Source organism: Streptomyces lomondensis (assembly GCF_014651035.1).
GTDB classification, from domain to species: Bacteria; Actinomycetota; Actinomycetes; order Streptomycetales; family Streptomycetaceae; genus Streptomyces; species Streptomyces lomondensis.
Window position 1 is genome coordinate 1 of the sequence record NZ_BMWC01000010.1, and the last position, 19,637, is coordinate 19,637.

Here is a 19,637-nt window from a genome sequence, read left to right on the forward strand (position 1 = left end):
CGCTCGGGGGTGCCCTCGGAGCGGGGGAAGAACTCGTACCAGGAGCCGTACAGCGCCCGTTCCCGCTCCACCAGCAGGGGCAGGGGCTCGGAGGTGGTGACCAGGTCGCGCAGGGGATGGCGGGCCAGGACCGCGTCCACCTCCGGCGTCAACGCCGCCGCCAGCCGGGACGCGGCCGGGCGGTGCTCGTCCCGCAGGGCGCCGACGGCGGCCAGGACCACGTCCCGCAGGCCCTCCTCCACGGGCACGCCCTCGGCCGCCCGCTCGTACAGGCGCGCGCCCTCCTCCAGGACGACGTCCGTGTCCATGCCCGCCGGGATCTTGATCTGCGCGTGGTGGCGCCAGGTGCTGACCGGGTCGCCCCAGGCCTCCACGGTGAACGTCCACAGGCCGGGCTCCCCGGCCGTGACCGTGGCGCCCCACCGGTCCGTCCCGGGCGCCAGCTCCCGCATCGGCGTCCACGGGCCGGGGCGGCCCTCGGGATCCGTCAGGACGACATTGGCGGCGACCGCGTCGTGCCCCTCCCGGAACACGGTCGCCGAGATCTCGAAGGTCTCGCCGGTCACGGCCTTGGCCGGCCGGCGCCCGTGCTGGACGACCGGGCGGACATCGAGAAGGGGTATCCGCCCGACGGCGGTCGCCCCGCCCACGGTGGGTGGGAGCGAGCCCGGCGGACCGGCGTCGGCCGGGCGCACGGGGCGTGCTTCACCACCGGGCGCGTGCGCCCCGGTGGTGCGGCGGTTGGGGGGTGCTGGCGAATGGTGCTTGGCGGGCATGACCGCTCCTGTCCGCGTCAACGTGGGTGGGCGGATGTGTGTGGGGAGGTGGGTCCTGCTTGGTGCTCCTGAGAGGGGTACCCGGAGGAGCCTTCCCACCCTATTCGGGTGGGCAATCCGGCACGTTGTTAACTACTCGCGCGTATGTCGACACACAAGACCGGCCTCGCCCGCGGCGGACGAGGCCGGCCCCTGCGCGTCTTCGCTGCTTCCGCCTACCCCCGCGGCACCCGCAGTAACTTGTCCGGCGAACCGAGGCCCCGGCCGGAGACCTTCCCGGTCGCCGCCCCGGCGACCAGGGCCCGCGTGACCTGGGCCGGAGGCGCCTTCGGATGGTCGGCCAGATAGAGGGCGGCCGCGCCCGCGGCGTGCGGGGACGCCATCGAGGTACCCGAGAACGCGGCCCGCGCGGTGTCGCTCGCGGCGGACGCGGAGGTGATGCCGACGCCCGGGGCGAACAGATCGAGCGCCGGGCCGTGGTTGGAGAAGGCCGGTTTCGCATCCCTCCGGTCGGTCGCGCCGACGGTGAGCGCCTCCTTGACGCTCCCGGGGGAGTACAGGCCGGCCGGCATGCCGTCGTTGCCCGCGGCGACCGTGTAGGTCACGCCGGAGGCGATGGAGGCGCGCAGCGCGGCGTCCAGCCGGTCGTTGCGGGGCCCGCCCAGGCTGAGGTTGGCGACCGCCGGCTTCTTCGCGTGCCGGGTCACCCAGTCGATCCCGGCGATCACCCGGGCCGTCGTGCCCGCGCCCGCGGCGTCCAGGACGCGCACGGCGACGATCCGGGCCTTCTTGGCGACGCCGTACGACGTCCCGGCGACCGTGCCGGCGACGTGCGTGCCGTGGCCGTTGGCGTCCGCCGCGATCTTGTCGTTCCCGACGAAGTCCCAGCCGTGGCCGGCCCGGCCGCCGAAGTCCCGGTGGGTGGTCCGGACGCCGGTGTCGATCACGTACACCGTCACCCCGGCGCCCGCCGAATCGGGCCAGGTGTAACGGCCGTCCAGCGGCAGCTTCTGCTGGTCGACGCGGTCCAGGCCCCAGGAGGGCGGGTTCCGCTGGGTGTGGTCCAGCCGCACGCGCGTGTCCTGGACGACGGAGGCGACCCGGGGGTCGGCGGCGAGCCGCCTGGCCCGTCTCTCGTCCGCCCGGACCGCGTAGCCGTTCAGGACCGTGCCGTAGGTATGGCTGATCTCCACCCCGTACCTCTGGGCGAGGCTCCTTCCGGCCGCCGACGCTGCCCGCGTGCCCTCCTCCAGTGTCACCAGGTAACTTCCCCGCACGGCACCGGGTCCTCCGGCGCCGAGTATCCGCCCCTCCGGTACGGCGTGCGCGGGCAGGGTGATGGCCGAAAACACCACGGCGGAGATCGCCGCGGCCAGGCCCCCCGTCCAGCGCAGACGCCGTCGTCGCGTCCGTGCCATGCTCCGAGTTCCCCTCCTCGACTCGGCGTACGGCTGCCGCGCGGTGCCGCGTGCGGCCGGCGCGGGCCGGTACGCCAGGGGCAGCCTCTCGTGGCGTGTGAAGCACCACAAGGACGCCTATGGGGGCGGAATCGGCCAAATCCGTGGATGGTGCTGTTCAGGTCGATCGTGTATCCGGTGGCGGAGCCTCAGCGGAGGCGGCACCGACGCCGGTACTGTCGTAGGAGACGTCGATGAAGCCCTGCGTCATCCAGCGAACGCGCCGAGGTGGAACCCCGTGAAGGCGATCCGTCGATTCACCGTCCGACCCGTTCTCCCCGACCCCCTCCGGCCGCTCAGCGATCTGGCCCGCAATCTGCGCTGGTCGTGGCATGCGGAGACCCGTGACCTGTTCCAGTCCGTCGACCCCGAGCGCTGGGCCGCCTCGGGCGGCGACCCGGTCCGGCTGCTGGGCAGCGTGCCGCCCGCGCGGCTCGCCGAGCTGTCCCAGGACCGCCCTTTCCTGCGCCGCCTCGCCGCGGTCGCGGGCGACCTGAACGACTACATGACCGGCGACCGCTGGTACCAGACCCAGCCCGAGGAACTGCCCGCCGCGGTCGCCTACTTCTCGCCCGAGTTCGGCATCACGGCCGCCCTGCCGCAGTACTCCGGCGGCCTCGGCATCCTGGCCGGCGACCATCTGAAGGCGGCCAGCGACCTCGGCGTCCCGCTGATCGGCGTCGGCCTGCTCTACCGGCACGGCTACTTCCGCCAGACCCTGTCCCGGGACGGCTGGCAGCAGGAGCACTACCCGGTTCTCGACCCGAACGAGCTGCCCGTCGTCCAGCTGGAAGAGCCCGACGGCACCCCCGCCCAGGTCGCCCTCGCCCTGCCCGGCGGCAAGCAGCTGCACGCCCGGATCTGGCTGGCGCAGGTCGGCCGGGTCCCGCTGCTGATGCTGGACTCGGACGTCGAGGAGAACGACCTCGGCGAGCGCGGCGTCACCGACCGGCTCTACGGCGGCGGCAGCGAACACCGGCTGCTCCAGGAGATGCTGCTCGGCATAGGAGGGGTCCGGGCGGTACGGACGTACTGCCGGCTGACCGGTCACCCCGAGCCGGAGGTGTTCCACACCAACGAGGGACACGCCGGGTTCCTCGGCCTGGAACGCATCGCCGAACTCTGCGCGGAGGGACTGGACTTCGACTCGGCGCTGGAGGCGGTCCGCGCGGGCACGGTCTTCACCACCCACACCCCCGTCCCGGCCGGCATCGACCGCTTCGACCGCGAGCTGGTCGCCCGGCACTTCGGTCCCGACGCCGAGCTGCCCCGCATCGACGTCGACCGCGTCCTCCGGCTCGGCATGGAGACGTATCCCGGCGGGGAGCCCAACCTGTTCAACATGGCCGTGATGGGCCTGCGCCTGGCCCAGCGCGCCAACGGGGTGTCCCTGCTGCACGGCAACGTCAGCCGCGAGATGTTCTCCGGCCTGTGGCCCGGCTTCGACGCCGACGAGGTGCCGATCACGTCCGTGACGAACGGCGTGCACGCGCCGACCTGGGTCGCCCCCGAGGTGTTCCGGCTCGGCGCCCGGCAGATCGGCGCCCAGCGCGCCGAGGACGCGCTGACCGTCGGCGGCTCGGACCGCTGGGACACGGTGGCGGACATCCCCGACCAGGACATCTGGGAGCTGCGGCGGGTGCTGCGGGAGCAGCTCGTCACCGAGGTGCGGGAGCGGCTGCGGGCCTCCTGGCGGCAGCGCGGCGCCCACACGGCCGAGCTGGGCTGGGTCGACGGGGTGCTCGACCCGGACGTCCTCACCATCGGCTTCGCCCGGCGCGTCCCGTCGTACAAGCGCCTGACGCTGATGCTGCGCGACCGGGACCGGCTGATGGATCTGCTGCTGCACCCCGAGCGGCCGGTCCAGATCGTCGTGGCGGGCAAGGCGCACCCCGCGGACGACGGCGGGAAGCGGCTGGTGCAGGAGCTGGTGCGGTTCGCGGACGATCCGCGGGTACGGCACCGGATCGTGTTCCTGCCGGACTACGGCATGGCGATGGCGCAGAAGCTCTACCCCGGCTGCGACATCTGGCTGAACAATCCGCTCCGGCCGCTGGAGGCCTGCGGCACGTCCGGCATGAAGGCGGCGCTCAACGGCTGTCTCAACCTGTCCGTCCTGGACGGCTGGTGGGACGAGTGGTTCCAGCCCGACTTCGGCTGGGCGATCCCCACGGCCGACGGGGTCGGGACCGACCCGGACCACCGCGACGACATAGAGGCCGCGGCGCTGTACGACCTGCTGGAGCAGCGGGTGACGCCCCGCTTCTACGAGCGCGGGCAGAGCGGGCTGCCCGACCGGTGGATCGAGATGGTCCGCCAGACGCTGAGCCTGCTCGGGCCGAAGGTGCTGGCCGGGCGGATGGTCCGCGAGTACGTGGAGCGGCTCTACGCGCCCGCTGCGCTCTCCCACCGGTCCATGGGCCTGGACGCGGCGCGCGATCTCGCCGAGTGGAAGACCAGGGTGCGGGCGGCCTGGCCGGGGGTCACCGTCGACCATGTGGAGACGTCGGCGTCGGAGGTGCTGGCGGAGCTGGGTACGACGCTGGGGCTTCGCGTGCGGGTCGGTCTCGGTGAGCTCGGGCCGGACGACGTGGAAGTGCAGGTCGTTTCGGGGCGGGTGGACGAGGAGGACCGCATCGCTGACGCGGCGGTCGTTCCGTTGAAGCCGGTGGGGTCTCCAGACAAGGACGGGCGCTGGGTTTATGAGGGGCCCTTGTCCCTGGATCGCACCGGGCCTTTTGGGTATACGGTGCGGATCCTTCCCGCGCATCGGCTGTTGGCGTCCAGTGCGGAGTTGGGCTTGGTGGCCGGGCCTTCTGAGGAACTGGTGGAGGCTGCGGGGTTGTTGATGCGGTGAGTTCGCCGTCCGCGGGTGCGTGGGGGCTGGTCGCGCAGTTCCCCGCGCCCCTTTAGGGCGATTCACCACCCTGCGTTGCCAAGTTTCGTAGGACGGTGCCGCACCTGCGTGCGTACGCGTGTTGGAGGCCCCGGGTTGCCGGGCCTCCAGCGCGTGCGTACCACTTCGCGCCACGGCTGAAGGCGTTCACCGTCAGCCAGACCGTGCCGTCTCCCGTGCGGTCGACCACGAAGGACTCCTCGCCGGACTCGGGGTGGCCGGTCAGGGTGCCGTAGGCCCAGCCGGCGCGGCGGGGTTCCTCTACCGTCCAGACCACGCGGCAGGGGGCCTTGATCATGCCGGCCAGGGTGACGGTGACGTCGACGCCGGGGGCGGCCCGGTCGGCGGTCGCGTCGATGCCGACGCCCATCGCCCGGTGCATCTCCCACGTGAGGACGGCTTCCGACGCCCGGCGGAAGACCTCCTCGCCCTCGCCGAGGCGGGTACGGACGTTCATGGGATGGAAGCCCGGCGGGCAGAAGCCCTGGTCGCGGGTGGCGCCGACGTCGGCGTAGGTGAAGTCCTTCGAATCCGGATGAGACACGGTCACCAAGAGTAGGGCGGCACCCGGACCTGCCTTCGTTCCGGGTACCGCCCGTAGGGCGTGCTTCGGTCAGCCGACGTTGACGGCCGACCAGGCGGCCGCGACCGCCTTGTACTCGGTGCTGTTCGCGCCGTAGAGCGCCGAGGCCGCGTTGAGGGTCGCCGTGCGGGCGCCCGCGTACTTGGTCGTCGACGTCATGTACGTCGTCAGCGCCTTGTACCAGATCTGGAGCGCCTTGGTGCGGCCGATGCCGGTGACCGTGGTGCCGTTGGAGGTGGGCGAGTTGTAGGTCACGCCGTTGATGGTCTTCGAGCCGCTGCCCTCGGACAGCAGGTAGAAGAAGTGGTTGGCGGGGCCGGAGGAGTGGTGGACGTCCAGGCCGCCCAGGCTCGCGGACCAGGCGTCGGCGGATTCGCCGTCCTTGCTGGGCTTGTCCATGTAGCGCAGCGGGGAGCCGTCGCCGTGGATGTCGATCTCCTCGCCGATGAGGTAGTCGCCGACGTCCGTGGAGTTGCCCGCGAAGAACTCCGCGCCCGCGCCGAAGATGTCGCTGGTCGCCTCGTTCAGACCGCCGGACTCACCGCTGTAGTTCAGGCCCGCCGTGGCCGACGTCAGGCCGTGGCTCATCTCGTGCGCGGCCACGTCGAGCGAGGTCAGCGGGTGGGTGTTGCCCGCGCCGTCGCCGTAGGTCATGCAGAAGCAGCTGTCGGACCAGAAGGCGTTGACGTAGTTGTTGCCGTAGTGGACGCGCGAGGAGGCCGCCTTGCCGTCGTTGCGGATGCCGCTGCGGCCGAAGGTGCTCTTGTAGAAGTCCCAGGTCACCTGGGCGCCGTAGTGGGCGTCGGCGGCGGCGGTCTCCAGGTCGGCCGGGTTGCCGGTGCCCCAGACGTCGTCGGGGCCGGAGAAGAGCGTGCCGGTGCCGGAGGTGCCGCGGTTGAGGTTGTACGTCTTGTGGCCGCCGCGCGTGCCGTCCGTCAGGGTGTACGAGGACCCGGACTTCGTGGTGCCGATGGTGACCTTGCCGCTGTACGTGGTGTTGCCGGTGCCGGTCTCGATGCCCTGGTACTCGTAGAGCTTCTTGCCGGTGGCGGCGTCGGTGATCACGTGCAGTTCGTTCGGGGTGCCGTCCTCCTGGAGGCCGCCGACGACCGTCTCGTAGGCGAGGGTGGGCTTGCCGTCGGCCGCCCAGATCACCTTGCGGGGCGTGGAGTTCGCCTCGGTCTTCTCCGAGCCGGCCGCCTTGGCGAGGGTCACGGCCTGCTTCTCCGCCTTGGCGGCGGTGACCGCGGGCTTGAGGGAGGCGACCTTGACCGCGGCCTTCGTGGCTCGGGTGACGCCCTGGGGCTTGCCGGACTTCGACTCGTGCACGACGAGGTCGCCGCCGAGGACCGGCAGGCCCGCGTAGGTGCGCTCGTAGCGGGTGTGGACGGTGCCGTCGGCGTCCTTCACGACGTCCTTGACGACCAGTTCCTCCTGGTCGCCGAGGCCTATCGCGTCGGCGGTCCCGGCGGCGTCCGCCTGCTGCTCCTTGATGAGGGCCGTGCGGGCGGGCGCGGTGAGCAGGACGGGGGCGGCGGCGAGCGTCGGCTCGCTCGCGGAGTCGGCGGCGACGCTGCTGCCGGAGGTCAGGCCGGTGGTGAGCAGGGCGCCGGCGGCGACTGCGGTGGCGATGGCCAGCGTGGTACGCCTGTGACGCGCGTAGCGGGGGGTGGTCACACAAGCTCCTAGGTGTGGGGGAACTGCTGTGGTGCTGTGCGGCAGGTGGGGGAAGAGTGGCACCTGGGGCGTGTGCATGTCAGGAGCGTTCGGTGATGTTGGCCGGAATTCGACGGCGAGGTGTACGTCCGGAGCGTGAAACGGGCGCCGCTCCGGGGGATTTGAACCCACCGGGGCGGCGCCCTGTCGAAGGGGCCTACGGGAAGGTGAGCTTCCAGCTGTTGATGTGGCCCGTGTCGCGTGCCGCGTTGTCCTGGACCCGCAGCTGCCAGACGCCGTTGGCTGCCTCGGAGGACGCGTTCACCGTGTACGTGGTGTTCAGGTTGTCCGCGCTGCCGCCGGTGCCGTACCCCTTGAGCGTGTACGCCGTGCCGTCGGGGGCGACCAACTGCACCTGGAGGTCACCGATGTAGGTGTGGACGATGCCCACCGCGACCTGGAGGTCGGACGGCGCGTTGCCCGTCCGGCCGGAGACGGTGATCGACGACGTGACCGCCGCGCCCCGGTCCGGGATCGCCACGTCGGTGGTGTTCTCGAAGGACGTGCCGCCGCCTCCGCCGCCGGAGCGGGCGCCGACGTTCACGCCCGCCCACGCGTCCTGGACCGCCCTGTACTCGGCGCTGTCGGTGCCGTAGAGCTCACCGGTGGCCGCGAGGGTGCCGGTGCGGGCGCCCGCGTAGTTGGTGGTCGAGGTGAACTTGGTGGTCAGCGCGCGGAACCAGATCTTCTCCGCCTTGTCCCGGCCGATGCCGGTGACCGGAAGGCCGTCCGAGGTGGGCGAGTCGTAGCTGACACCGTTGATGGTCTTGGTGCCGCTGCCCTCGCTCAGCAGGTAGAAGAAGTGGTTCGCGGGGCCCGAGGAGTAGTGCACGTCGATCGAGCCGATGCCGGAGTACCAGGCGTCCTTGGAGTCGCCGTCCTTGCTGGGCTTGTCCATGTAGCGCAGCGGGGTGCCGTCGCCGTTGATGTTGATCTCCTCGCCGATGAGGTAGTCACCGACGTCGGAGGAGTTCTTGGCGTAGAACTCGACGGTCGCGCCGAAGATGTCGGAGGTCGCCTCGTTGAGGCCGCCCGACTCGCCGCTGTAGTTGAGACCGGCCGTGTTCGAGGTCAGGCCGTGGGTCATCTCGTGCGCGGCGACGTCGATCGACGTCAGCGGGTTGGCGTTGCCCGAGCCGTCGCCGTACGTCATGCAGAAGCAGCTGTCCGACCAGAAGGCGTTGACGTAGTTGTTGCCGTAGTGGACGCGGGAGTACGCGGCCACGCCGTCGCCGCGGATGCCGCTGCGGCCGTGCACGTTCTTGTAGTAGTCCCAGGTCAGCGCGGCACCGTAGTGCGCGTCCGCGGCGGCCGACTCCAGGTTGGAGGGGCTGCCGTTGCCCCAGACGTCGTCGGGGCCGGAGAAGAGGGTGCCGGTGCCGGAGGTGCCGCGGTTCAGGTTGTACGTCTTGTGGTTGCCGCGGGCGCCGTCGGTGAGGTTGTACGTCGACCCGGACTGGGTGGTGGTGAGGTCGACCGTGCCGGAGTACACCGTGTTGCCGGTGCCGTTCTCGATCGCCTCCCACGCGTACAGCTTCTCGCCGCTCGTGGCGTCCGTGATCACGTGCAGTTCCTGCGGGGTGCCGTCGTGCTGGAAGCCGCCGACGACCGTCTCGTACGCCACGACCGGCTTGCCGCTCGCGGCCCAGATCACCTTGCGGGGCTCCCGGTTGATGCCGGGGCTCCTGGCCTCCTCGGCCTTCCCCGCGGCCAGGGCCTGCTGCCGGGCCTTCGCGGCGGGCACCGCGGTCTTCGTCGTGGCCGGCTCGATGGCGGCGCGGGTGGCCTTCACGACGGCGGCGGTCTCGTCCGCCTTCGTGCTCTGGACGACCAGGTCGCCGCCGAGGACCGGCAGGCCGTCGTAGGTGCGCTCGTAGCGGGTGTGCACGGTGCCGTCCCGGTCCTTCAGGACGTCACGGACGACCAGCTTCTCCTTGGCGCCGAGGCCCAGGTCCTTCGCGGTCTCCGCCTTGGCGGCGTCGGCCTCGCGGATCAGCGCGGCGCGCTGGGCGGGGGTGAGCCTGACCGACTCCGAGCCGGGGTTCGCCTTGCTCGCGGCCTGCGGTGCCTTCTCCGGGGCCGCGGTGGCGGTGCCGCTCTGCACGGCGGCGGCGATCAGCGCGGCGACGCCGGCGAGGGCCACGGCCGCGGTGCGGCGGGGGGTGGTGCGGGGAGTGCGTCTGTGGGAGGTGCCTCTTTCCGAGGAACTGCTTCTCAACACTGACTCCTTCTGCGGGACCGGGGATCGCCCGGCCTGGGGAGGTGGAGGTGTTGCCGTGGGGTTGCCGTGGAGCAGTCGTGGGAAGCGTGGCAGGGGAGCGCGCTTTCTGTCAGGGCCGTGTCAAGAGGATGGCTGGAAACGGTTCGTTGACCGGAAGTTCATGTTCGCTATACGGACGCTCGGCGTTCTCCGGGCAGGTCCCCGTGCCAGGAGTGCCACAGCGCCGCGTAGGCCCCGCCGGCCGCCACCAGCTCGTCGTGCGTGCCGAGTTCGGTCAGCCTGCCGTCCTCCATCACGGCCACGCGGTCGGCGTCGTGCGCGGTGTGCAGCCGGTGTGCGACGGCGATGACGGTGCGCCCTTCGAGGACGGCGGCCAGGGCGCGCTCGGTGTGCCGGGCGGTCGTCGGGTCGAGCAGGGCGGTCGCCTCGTCGAGGATCAGCGTGTGCGGGTCCGCCAGCACCACCCGGGCCAGGGCGAGTTGCTGGGCCTGCGAACCGTCGGTGCGGCAGCCGCCCTGGCCGAGCGGGGTGTCCAGGCCCTCCGGCAGCTCCCGCACCCACGGGTCGGCGCCGACCACGGCCAGCGCCTTCCACAACTCCTCGTCCGAGGCGCCCGGTTCGGCGATGCGCAGATTGTCCCGGACCGTCCCGAGGAACACGCGGTGCTCCTGGGTGACCAGAACGACCTGGCGGCGCAGCCGCTCCGGGCCGAGACCGACGACGGGCACGCCGCCGACCGTCACCGAGCCGGCGGTCGGCGCGTCGATGCCCGCCATCAGCCGGCTCAGCGTGGTCTTCCCGGCCCCGGACGGCCCGACCACGGCCAGCCGCTCCCCGGGCGTCACCGTCAGATCGACCCCGCGCAGCACCTCGACGCCGCCGTCGTAGGCGTAGCGGACACCGGTGACGTCGATGCGGTCGCCGTCCGGATCGGGGCAGTCGCCCTCCCCGGCGGCCCGCGGCACCCGGGCCAGCCCCTCCACCCGGGCGAAGGAGGCCCCGCTGCTCTGCAGTTGCTCGACCCGGACCAGGATCTCGTCGAGCGGCTGGCTCAGCTGGTGCAGATACAGGGCCGCCGCCACGACCGCCCCGAGGCTCAGCGCGCCGGACGAGTGCAGCGCCCCGCCGATCACCAGCACGCCGGCGACCGGGAGCACGTACGACACCTCCACCGCCGGGAAGAACACCGAACGCAGGTAGAGCGTGTGGAAGCGGGTGCGGCGGGACGTCTCCAGGGCGTCCCGGCTCGCGGCCGTCCGCCGCTCCTGGAGCCGGAACGCCTCCACCGTGCGCGCCCCGGCCGCGGTCGCGGCGAGAATCTCGGCGACGTCGGAGGTGGCCGCGCCCTCGGCGAGATAGCCGTCCCGGGCCCGGCGCAGGTACCAGCGCAGCGCCCACCCGATCGGGGTCAGACCCAGCACGCCGAGGACGCCGAGCAGCGGGTCCAGCAGGAAGACCGCGGCGACCAGGAACAGGGCCTGCACGAGGTTGACGAACAGGACCGGACCGGCGTCGCGCACGGTGTTGCCGACGGTCGTCACGTCCGACGTGCCGCGGGCGGTCAGGTCGCCGGTGCCGGCCCGTTCCACGACCGAGGCGGGCAGGGCGAGGGCGCGGTCGACGAACCGCTCCCGCACCCGGGCCAGGGTGCGTTCGCCGAAGCGGTGGCCCACGTAGCGGGCCCAGCGGGCCAGGAGCAACTGGGCCAGGGCGCACAGCAGGAGGGCCAGGGCGAGGCGGTCCACGGCGGTGACGCCGTGCCCGGCCCGTACGTCGTCGATCATGCGGCCGAGCAGCCACGGTCCTGCCAGACCGGCTGCGGCGGCCAGGGAGTTGAGGGCGAGGGCCGCCCCGAAGGCCCGGGGGTCCGCCCGGACGAGGTCCAGCAGGGCGCGCCGGACGTCCCGCCGTTCGGCGACGGGGAGATGACCGCGGCTCATCCCGGGGCCTCCTCGCTGTCCCTCGCCACGACGGCTCGGTAGCCGGGGGTGGTGCCGAGGAGTTCGTGGTGGGTGCCGGAGGCCGCGACCTTGCCGTCCTGGAGGTAGAGGACCGTGTCCGTGTGGTCCAGGACGAGGGGGGAGGTGGTGGTCACGACGGTCGTGCGGCCCTCTCTGGCTTTTCCGAGCCGGGCGGCGACGGTGGCCTCCGTGTGGGCGTCGAGGGCGGAGGTGGGCTCGACGAGGAGGAGGATCTGCGGGTCGGCGAGGAGGGCTCTGGCCAGGCGGACGCGTTGGCGTTGGCCGCCGGAGAGGGTGCGGGCCTGGGGGGTCATGGGGGTGTTCAGGCCGTGGGGGAGGGCTTGGGCGATGTCTTCGGCTGCGGCGGTGTGGAGCGCGTTTTGAAGTGCCGCTTGTTCGCCGTGCGCGGGTGCGGGTTGTGTGTGGCTGGTCGCGCAGTTCCCCGCGCCCCTGAAAGAAGGGCTGATCATGTCCTGCAGAGTTCCGGCGAAGAGGTCGGACTCGTGGTCGGCCAGCAGGATGTGGGCTCGGATCTGAGGAAGCGCGATGTCGTCCAGGCGTACGCCGCCCCAGGTCACGTCCGAGGGGGTGTAGCGGGCGAGGCGGTCCAGGATCGCCGTGGCGTCCGCCGGGTGGTCCGCCACCAGGGCCGTCAGGCGGCCCGGCAGGATGCGTACGCCGGAGTCGGGGTCGTACAGGGCCGAGGGCTCGGACGGGGCGTCCCGGATGCCCGTGTCCGGCATCGGCTCCAGGCGCAGGAAGCGGACGACCCGGCGCGCGCACACCAGACCGCGGCTGATCTGGTAGCCGCAGTCGACCCAGAAGGACACCGGGCCCACCAGGACCGCCACATAGCCGTAGACGGCCACCAACTGGCCCACGGTGATGTCGCCCTGCGCGGCCAGGCGGGCCGCCAGCCAGGTCACCACCGCGAGGAACAGGGTGGGCAGGCCGATGCCGAGGGCCTGGACCCAGCTGGTCACCGCGCCGACCCGGTAGCCCTGTTCGCGCAGCCGCTGCGAGTCGCGGCGGAAGGCGTCCGCCACCAGGCCCTTGCCGCCCAGGCCGCCGAGGACCCGCAGGCCGCCCGCGAGGTCGCCGATGCGGGCCGTCAGGACGCCCTGCCGTTCGCGGTACTCCGTCTCGGAGCCCTGCAACCGGCCGAGCAGCGGGCCGACGAAGAGGACGATCGCGGGGATGCCGAGCAGGACGACCGCGGCGATGAGCGGCGAGACCGAGACCAGCAGGGCGGCGACCACCAGGTACGCCACGACCGCGCCAACGCCGGGGCCGACGACCGTCAGGGACTGGCTGATCGTCTGGACGTCGCCCACGCCGATCGTGACGACCTCGCCGGCGCTCATCTGCCGGGACAGGGCGGAGCCGAGCCGGACCGCCTGGCCGACGACGACCTTCACCGTGCGGAAGTTGGCGTCCATGCGGACCCGGGTCATGGTGCGGTGTCGCATGATGCCCAGCCAGGCGTTGAACGCGCCCACCGCGAACAGCGCCCCGCTCCACAGCACCAGCGCGCCCATGTCGCCGGGCTCCAGACCGTCGTCGATCGCCCGGGACATCAGGTACGGCGTGGCCGCGAGCAACACCATCCACACGCTGCCGAACATCGCCCCGGCGGCACACCGCCCGGGCTGCCGGGCGACCAGCCACCACAGGTAGCGGGCCCCGCCGCGGTGGTCGGGGGTGCCGGGGTCCTCGTACGCGTCGATCATCCGCCCGCCCTCCACCCGTGCCCTACGCCAGGCTGTCCCGCCAGGCCCGGTGCAGATCGGCGAACCTGCCCGTGCCCGCGACGAGTTCCGCCGGTCGGCCGTCCTCGACGATCCGCCCGTGCTCCATCACCAGGACGCGGTCGGCGATCTCCACGGTCGACAGCCGGTGCGCGATGACGACCGCCGTACGGCCCTTCAGCACCGTCGCCATCGCCCGCTGCACCGCACGCTCGCCGGGGATGTCCAGCGAGCTGGTCGCCTCGTCGAGGATCAGCACCGCCGGGTCCGCCAGCAACGCCCGTGCGAACGCGACCAGTTGCCGCTGGCCGGCGGAGATCCGGCCGCCCCGCTTGCGGACGTCGGTGTCGTAGCCGTCGGGCAGGGCGCTGATGAAGTCGTGCGCGCCGATCTCCTTCGCCGCCTGCTCTGTCTCCTCCCGGGTGGCGTCCGGGCGGCCGATCGCGATGTTGTCGGCGACCGTGCCGGAGAACAGGAACGCCTCCTGCGTCACCATGACCACCCCGCGCCGCAACTCGGGCATCGGGAGGTCGCGCAGGTCGACGCCGTCGAGCAGCACCCGGCCGTCGGAGGGGTCGTAGAACCGGGCGAGCAGCTTGGCCAGCGTCGACTTGCCGGCGCCCGTGGAGCCGACGACGGCGACCGTCTGGCCGGCCGGGAGCGTCAGGTCGAAGCGGGGCAGGACCTCGCCGCCGGTGCGGTAGCCGAAGCGGACGCCGTCGAAGACGACCTCGCGGCCCGGGTGCTCGCTCTCCAGGGGCGGGAGCTGCCGGGGGCTCGACGGCTCGGGCACGGACGGCGTCTGGGCGAGCAGCCCGGCGATCTTCTCCAGCGAGGCCGCCGCCGACTGGTAGGAGTTGAGGAACATCCCGAACCGGTCGATGGGGTCGTACAGCCGCCGCAGGTACAGCACGGCCGCCGCCAGCACACCGAGGGCCAGGGTGCCGTCCGCGACCCGGTAGGCGCCCCACAGCACGATCGCCGCGACCGCCGTGTTGGCGACCAGCCGCGAGCCGGTGACGTACCGGGCCATCTCCAGCAGCGCGTCGCCGTTGGTCCGCTCGTGCCGCCGGTTCAGCGCGCCGAAGTCCGCGTCGTTGGCGGCCTCGCGGCGGAAGGCGCGCACCGGGCGGATGCCGTTCATGGTCTCGACGAACTTGACGATGACGGCCGCGATGGCCGTGGACCGCGCCCGGTACACCCGCCGGGCGCGCCGCTGGTACAGCCGCACCAGCGCGTAGAGCGGCACCAGGGACGCCACCGCCACGCCGCCGAGGCCCAGGTCGAGCCAGAGCAGCATGGCCGAGATGTAGACGAAGGACAGGATGACCGTCACGAGTTCCTGGAGGCCCTCGTCCAGCAGTTCGCGCAGCGACTCCACGTCCGTCGTGGAGCGGGAGATGAGCCGGCCCGAGGTGTAGCGCTCGTGGAAGTCGACGCTCAGTGCCTGCGCGTGGCGGAAGATCCGGCCGCGCAGGTCCAGCAGCACGTCCTGGTTGACGCGGGCCGCGGCGGCGATGAACGCCCACTGCAGTCCGCCCGCGGCCACTGCGCACGCCAGGTATCCGACGCCCACCGCGATCAGCGGCCCGTGGTCGTGCGCCCGGAACGCCGGTACGGCACGGTCGATGGCGTACGCCACGAACAGCGGGCCCGCCTGCACCACCGCCTGCTGGAGCAGCAGGAGCAGCGTCGTGACCGCGACGCGGGCCTTCCTGGGCGCGAGCAGGGAGCGGAGGAGGGCGGCGGTGGCGCCCGGGGGAGTGGGCAGGACGTCCTTGTCGAAGGGGTCGCCGGTATCGCCGGTGCCGGGGGATCGGTCGTCGGGTTTGCTGCCGGCCGGTGCGGTGGTGGCCGCCGTCATCGTGCGTCCTCCTGTTCCCCTGACTCTTCCCGTGACTGTTCCCCGGACATCAGGTGCGCGTACTCGGCGTTCGTCCGCAGCAGTTCCTGGTGGGTGCCGACCGCGGCGATCCGGCCGCCGGACAGCAGCGCGACCCGGTCGGCGAGCAGCACCGTGGACGGGCGGTGCGCCACGATCAGGGCGGTCGTGTCCGCCAGGACCTGCCGCAGGGCGGCCTCCACGGCGGCCTCGGTGTGCACGTCCAGGGCCGACAGCGGGTCGTCCAGGACGAGGAACTCCGGCCGTCCGACCACGGCCCTGGCGAGGGCGAGGCGCTGCCGCTGGCCGCCGGAGAGGCTGAGGCCCTGCTCACCGACCTGGGTGTCCGTCCCCTGCGGCAGCGCGTGGACGAAGTCGGCCTGCGCGACGGCCAGGGCGCGTTCCAGCTCGGTGGTACCGGCGGTGTCGCCGGCGCCCATGAGAACGTTGTCGCCGACCGAGGCCGAGAAGAGCGTGGGTTCCTCGAAGGCGACGGCGACCTTGGCGCGCAGGGCCTCTCGGGACAGGTCGGTGATGTCGACGCCGTCGAGCGTGATGCGGCCCGAGGTCACCTCGTAGAGGCGGGGGACGAGCGCGGTGAGGGTGGTCTTGCCGCTGCCGGTCGCGCCGACCAGGGCCATGGACTCGCCCGGGCGGATGTGCAGGTCGATGCGCTGGAGGAGGGGCGGGGTGCCGGGTGGGGCGTCCGGGTAGCGGAAGGTGACGCCGTCGAAGCGAAGTCCCTTGTCGGCGCCCCGTGTTGAGGGGGGACTCGGGTTGGTCGCCGCCCCCTCGGCCTCCTCGTCCATCACCTCGAAGTACCGCTCCGTCGCCGTCGCCGCCTCCTGGCTCATCGCCAGCAGGAACCCGATCGACTCCACCGGCCACCGCAACGCCAGCGCCGTGGACAGGAACGCCACCAGCGTCCCCGCCGACAGCTCCCCGTCGGCCACCTGCACGACCCCCACCACCAGCGCCGCCCCGATCGCCACCTCCGGCAGCGTCACGATGACGCCCCAGATCGTCGCCAGCAGCCGCGCCTTGCGCAGCTCCGTGCCGCGCAGCGTCCGCGACAGCTCCCGGAACGCCCGGGCCTGACTCCGGTGGCGGCCGAAGCCCTTGATGATGCGGATGCCGAGCACGCTCTCCTCGACGACCGTGGTCAGGTCGCCGACCTGGTCCTGGGCGCGCCGCGCCACCTCGGCGTAGCGCCTCTCGAAGATCACGCAGGTGACCATGACGGGCACGGCGGGCCCGAGGATGACCAGCCCCAACGTCCAGTCCTGGAGCAGCATGATGACCACGCCCACGAGGATCGTCACCCCGTTGACCAGCAGGAACGTCAGCGGGAAGGCGAGGAACATGCGCAGCAGCATCAGGTCCGTCGTCCCCCGGGAGAGCAACTGCCCCGAGGCCCACCGGTCGTGGAAGGACACCGGCAGCCGCTGGAGGTGCCGGTACAGGGCCGCCCGCATCGACGCCTCGACGTGCGACAGCGGGCGGGCCACCAGCCAGCGCCGCAGACCGAACAGCAGGGCCTCCGCGAAGCCGAGCAGCAGCAGGTACAGCGCGCCGAGCCACACCCCGGCCGGGTCCCGGTCGGCGACCGGCCCGTCCACCATCCACTTCAGGACGAGCGGGATCACCAGTCCCATGCAGGAGGCGAGTATCGCCACGAACGCCGCGGTGAACAGCCGCGCCCGCACGGGCCGCACGTACGGCCACAGGCGCAGCAGCGTGCGCACGGCGGAACGGTGCTGGGCGGGGGCGGGTGTCGTGGCCATCAGCAGCGAGCGTACGGATCGCCACTGACACTGCCCACCGAGTTTCCGCCGGACCCGGATCGGCCGTTGGTCCTACGACCTGCGTGTTCGAGCGGCCGCACGGCGGCACCACACCGAGTCGCACGGCGGCACCCGCCGAGTCGTAACGACGCGTCGACCGATCGGCTGATGCCCGTTCGAGCGCGACGGCCGACCCGAAACGGGACCCGATACGCGAGCCGAAACGATGCCTCAGTCCGCCACCCGCAGCAGCAGCACCGCCCGCGCCGGCATCGTGATCTCCGTCCCCGCCCGGTGCTCCACCCCCGGCGCCTCCCCCTGCTCCTCCAGGCCGGTGTCGACGACGACCTCGTACCGCTCCGCCCACGGGGGCCCGGGGAGGACGAAGCTCACGGGCGCCTCGCCCGCGTGCAGCACGGCCAGGAAGCTGTCGTCGAGGATCTGGTCGCCGCGCGCGTCCCGGCCCGGGATGTCCCGGCCGGACAGGTACATGCCCAGCGTGGCGGCGGGGGCGTACCAGTCCTGCTCCGTCATCTCCGTGCCCCGGGAGGTGAACCAGGCCAGGTCGCGCAGGCCGTCCGCGGTCTGGGCCCGGCCGGAGAAGAACGCCCGGCGGCGCAGCACCGGATGCCGGTGGCGCAGCTCGATCAGCCGGGAGGTCAGCTCGAACAGGGCCTTCCAGCCCGGGTCCGCCAGCAGCCCCCAGTCCAGCCAGCTGATCTCGTTGTCCTGGCAGTAGGCGTTGTTGTTGCCGCGCTGGGTGCGGCCCAGTTCGTCGCCGGCGACCAGCATGGGCACGCCCGTGGACAGCAGCAGCGTGGTCAGCAGGTTGCGGAGTTGCCGGCGCCGCAGGGCCAGCACGCCCTCGTCGTCCGTCTCGCCCTCGGTGCCGCAGTTCCAGGCGCGGTTGTCGTCCGTGCCGTCCCGGTTGCCCTCGCCGTTGGCCTCGTTGTGCTTGCGCTCGTACGACACGAGGTCGCGCAGGGTGAAGCCGTCGTGCGCGGTGATGAAGTTGACGGAGGCGTAGGGCCTGCGGCCGCCCCAGGCGTACAGGTCGCTGGAGCCCGACAGGCGGTAGCCCATCTCCCGTACGTCGGGCAGCGCGTGCCGCCAGAAGTCCCGTACGGCGTTGCGGTACCGGTCGTTCCACTCCGTCCACAGCGGCGGGAACGCCCCCACCTGGTAGCCGCCCGACCCCACGTCCCACGGCTCCGCGATCAGCTTCACCCGGCGCAGCACCGGGTCCTGGGCGATGACCGCCAGGAACGGGGAGAGCATGTCGACGTCGTGCATGGAGCGGGCCAGCGCCGCCGCCAGGTCGAAGCGGAAGCCGTCCACGCCCATCTCCGTCACCCAGTACCGCAGCGAGTCCGTGATCAGGCGCAGGACGTGCGGCTGGACCACGTGCAGGGTGTTGCCGCAGCCGGTGTAGTCGGCGTAGCGGCGGGCGTCGTCCTGGAGGCGGTAGTAGCCGCGGTTGTCGATGCCCTTCAGGGAGAGCGTCGGGCCGAGCTCGCCGGCCTCGGCGGTGTGGTTGTAGACCACGTCGAGGATGACCTCGATCCCGGCCGCGTGCAGAGCGCGCACCATGCGCTTGAACTCGCCGACCTGCTGGCCCCTCGTGCCGGAGGCGGCGTAGGCCGCGTGCGGGGCGAAGTAGCCGATGGAGTTGTAGCCCCAGTAGTTCCTGAGCCCTCTGCGCAGCAGGTGGTCCTCGTGGGCGAACTGGTGCACCGGCAGCAGCTCCACCGCCGTCACACCCAGCTTCACCAGGTGCTCTATCGCCGCCGGGTGCGCGAGGCCGGCATAGGTGCCGCGCAGCTCCTCGGGGATGTCCGGGTGCAGCTGCGTGAAGCCCTTGACGTGCAGCTCGTAGATCACCGAGTCCGCCCACGGCGTCTTCGGGCGGCGGTCGTCCGCCCAGTCGTCGTCATCGTGGACGACGACGCCCTTCGGCACGTACGGCGCCGAGTCCCGGTCGTCGCGCACCGTGTCGGCGACGTGCTGCTGCGGCCAGTCGCGGACGTGCCCGTACACCTCCGGCGGCAGGCTGAAGTCACCGTCGACCGCACGCGCGTACGGGTCGAGGAGCAGCTTCGCCGGGTTCCAGCGGGCACCGGTCCAGGGGTCCCAGCGGCCGTGCACCCGGTAGCCGTAGCGCTGCCCGGGCAGCACGCCCGGGACGAAGCCGTGCCAGATCTCGTGGGTCAGCTCGGCCAGCCGGACCCGCGACTCCTTGCCCGCCTCGTCGAACAGGCACAGCTCGACCCCCTCGGCCCCGCCCGCCCACAACGCGAAGTTGGTCCCGGCCACCCCGTCCGGGCCGACCCGGAACCGGGCGCCCAGCGGCGTCGGCGCGCCCGGCCAGGCGGGCACCGCGGGCGGCGGCGCGGCCCGCCGTACGCCGTTCGCGGCGGCGGCCTGGCGCCCGTTCCCGGTGGCCTGAGGACCGGCCACCGCCTCCTGCTCGGCTGCGCTGGACACCTGTCAGCCTCCCGCGGCTCGTGGGACGACGGGGGGCAGAGGGGTGCGGCCCTGCTGCGGCCCGGTCCGCGGCTCCCCTGCGCGTCGTCCTCCCCACTGTTCTGCCCAGAGCGTAGGTCGCACTCACGT

General features: G+C 72.5%; 11 protein-coding genes. 1 reads left to right on the plus strand and 10 read right to left on the minus strand.

Annotation, left to right across the window (positions count from 1 at the left end):
• Together IE255_RS28640 and IE255_RS28645 are read right to left on the minus strand one after the other, a co-directional pair.
• Positions 1-776: maltotransferase domain-containing protein (locus tag IE255_RS28640; protein WP_190053289.1), on the minus strand; the 776-nt coding region annotated here is incomplete at its 3' end.
• Positions 777-991: 215 nt separating this feature from the next.
• Positions 992-2,194 (minus strand): S8 family peptidase, encoded by a 1,203-nt coding sequence (locus IE255_RS28645; protein WP_190053290.1) that lies wholly within the window; start codon positions 2,192-2,194, stop codon positions 992-994.
• Positions 2,195-2,471: 277 nt separating this feature from the next.
• Between IE255_RS28645 and IE255_RS28650 the strand changes: the two genes are divergently transcribed.
• The gene (locus IE255_RS28650) at positions 2,472-5,090 is read left to right on the plus strand and encodes a glycosyltransferase family 1 protein (RefSeq protein ID WP_190053291.1); all 2,619 of its coding nucleotides are present in this window, start codon (positions 2,472-2,474) and stop codon (positions 5,088-5,090) included.
• Positions 5,091-5,142: 52 nt separating this feature from the next.
• Here the strand turns inward: IE255_RS28650 and IE255_RS28655 are convergent, their stop codons facing one another.
• From IE255_RS28655 to glgX, 8 genes are all read right to left on the minus strand, one after another.
• Positions 5,143-5,682 (minus strand): DUF1990 domain-containing protein, encoded by a 540-nt coding sequence (locus IE255_RS28655; protein ID WP_190053292.1) that lies wholly within the window; start codon positions 5,680-5,682, stop codon positions 5,143-5,145.
• Between the two features lie 60 nt (positions 5,683-5,742).
• A complete protein-coding gene (locus IE255_RS28660) occupies positions 5,743-7,389 on the minus strand; it encodes a M4 family metallopeptidase (protein ID WP_190053293.1) in 1,647 nt (548 codons plus the stop codon).
• Positions 7,390-7,585: 196 nt separating this feature from the next.
• A complete protein-coding gene (locus tag IE255_RS28665) occupies positions 7,586-9,646 on the minus strand; it encodes a M4 family metallopeptidase (protein ID WP_190053294.1) in 2,061 nt (686 codons plus the stop codon).
• Between the two features lie 170 nt (positions 9,647-9,816).
• On the minus strand, positions 9,817-11,589 hold the full coding sequence (locus tag IE255_RS28670; protein ID WP_190053295.1) for an ABC transporter ATP-binding protein: 1,773 nt from the start codon (positions 11,587-11,589) through the stop codon (positions 9,817-9,819).
• A complete protein-coding gene (locus tag IE255_RS28675) occupies positions 11,586-13,340 on the minus strand; it encodes an ABC transporter transmembrane domain-containing protein (protein ID WP_190053296.1) in 1,755 nt (584 codons plus the stop codon). Before IE255_RS28675 ends, IE255_RS28670 begins: the two co-directional genes overlap by 4 nt.
• A gap of 22 nt (positions 13,341-13,362) precedes the next feature.
• Positions 13,363-15,222, minus strand: coding sequence for an ABC transporter ATP-binding protein (locus tag IE255_RS28680; protein WP_190053297.1), 1,860 nt, complete (start codon positions 15,220-15,222; stop codon positions 13,363-13,365).
• Positions 15,219-17,024 (minus strand): ABC transporter ATP-binding protein, encoded by a 1,806-nt coding sequence (locus IE255_RS28685; RefSeq protein WP_190053298.1) that lies wholly within the window; start codon positions 17,022-17,024, stop codon positions 15,219-15,221. Before IE255_RS28685 ends, IE255_RS28680 begins: the two co-directional genes overlap by 4 nt.
• Before the next feature lie 231 nt (positions 17,025-17,255).
• Positions 17,256-19,508 carry a glycogen debranching protein GlgX gene (gene glgX, locus IE255_RS28690; protein ID WP_190053299.1) on the minus strand — a complete coding sequence of 751 codons (2,253 nt, stop codon included), beginning with the start codon at positions 19,506-19,508 and terminating at the stop codon, positions 17,256-17,258.
• Positions 19,509-19,637: the final 129 nt, after the last annotated feature.

Excerpts from the sequence above, each read along its gene's own strand:
- IE255_RS28645 (WP_190053290.1), bottom strand. The coding sequence starts at position 2,194 with ATGGCACGGACGCGACGACGGCGTCTGCGCTGGACGGGGGGCCTGGCC.
- IE255_RS28670 (WP_190053295.1), bottom strand. The coding sequence starts at position 11,589 with ATGAGCCGCGGTCATCTCCCCGTCGCCGAACGGCGGGACGTCCGGCGC.
- IE255_RS28675 (WP_190053296.1), bottom strand. The coding sequence starts at position 13,340 with ATGATCGACGCGTACGAGGACCCCGGCACCCCCGACCACCGCGGCGGG.
- IE255_RS28680 (WP_190053297.1), bottom strand. The coding sequence starts at position 15,222 with ATGACGGCGGCCACCACCGCACCGGCCGGCAGCAAACCCGACGACCGA.
- IE255_RS28685 (WP_190053298.1), bottom strand. The coding sequence starts at position 17,024 with ATGGCCACGACACCCGCCCCCGCCCAGCACCGTTCCGCCGTGCGCACG.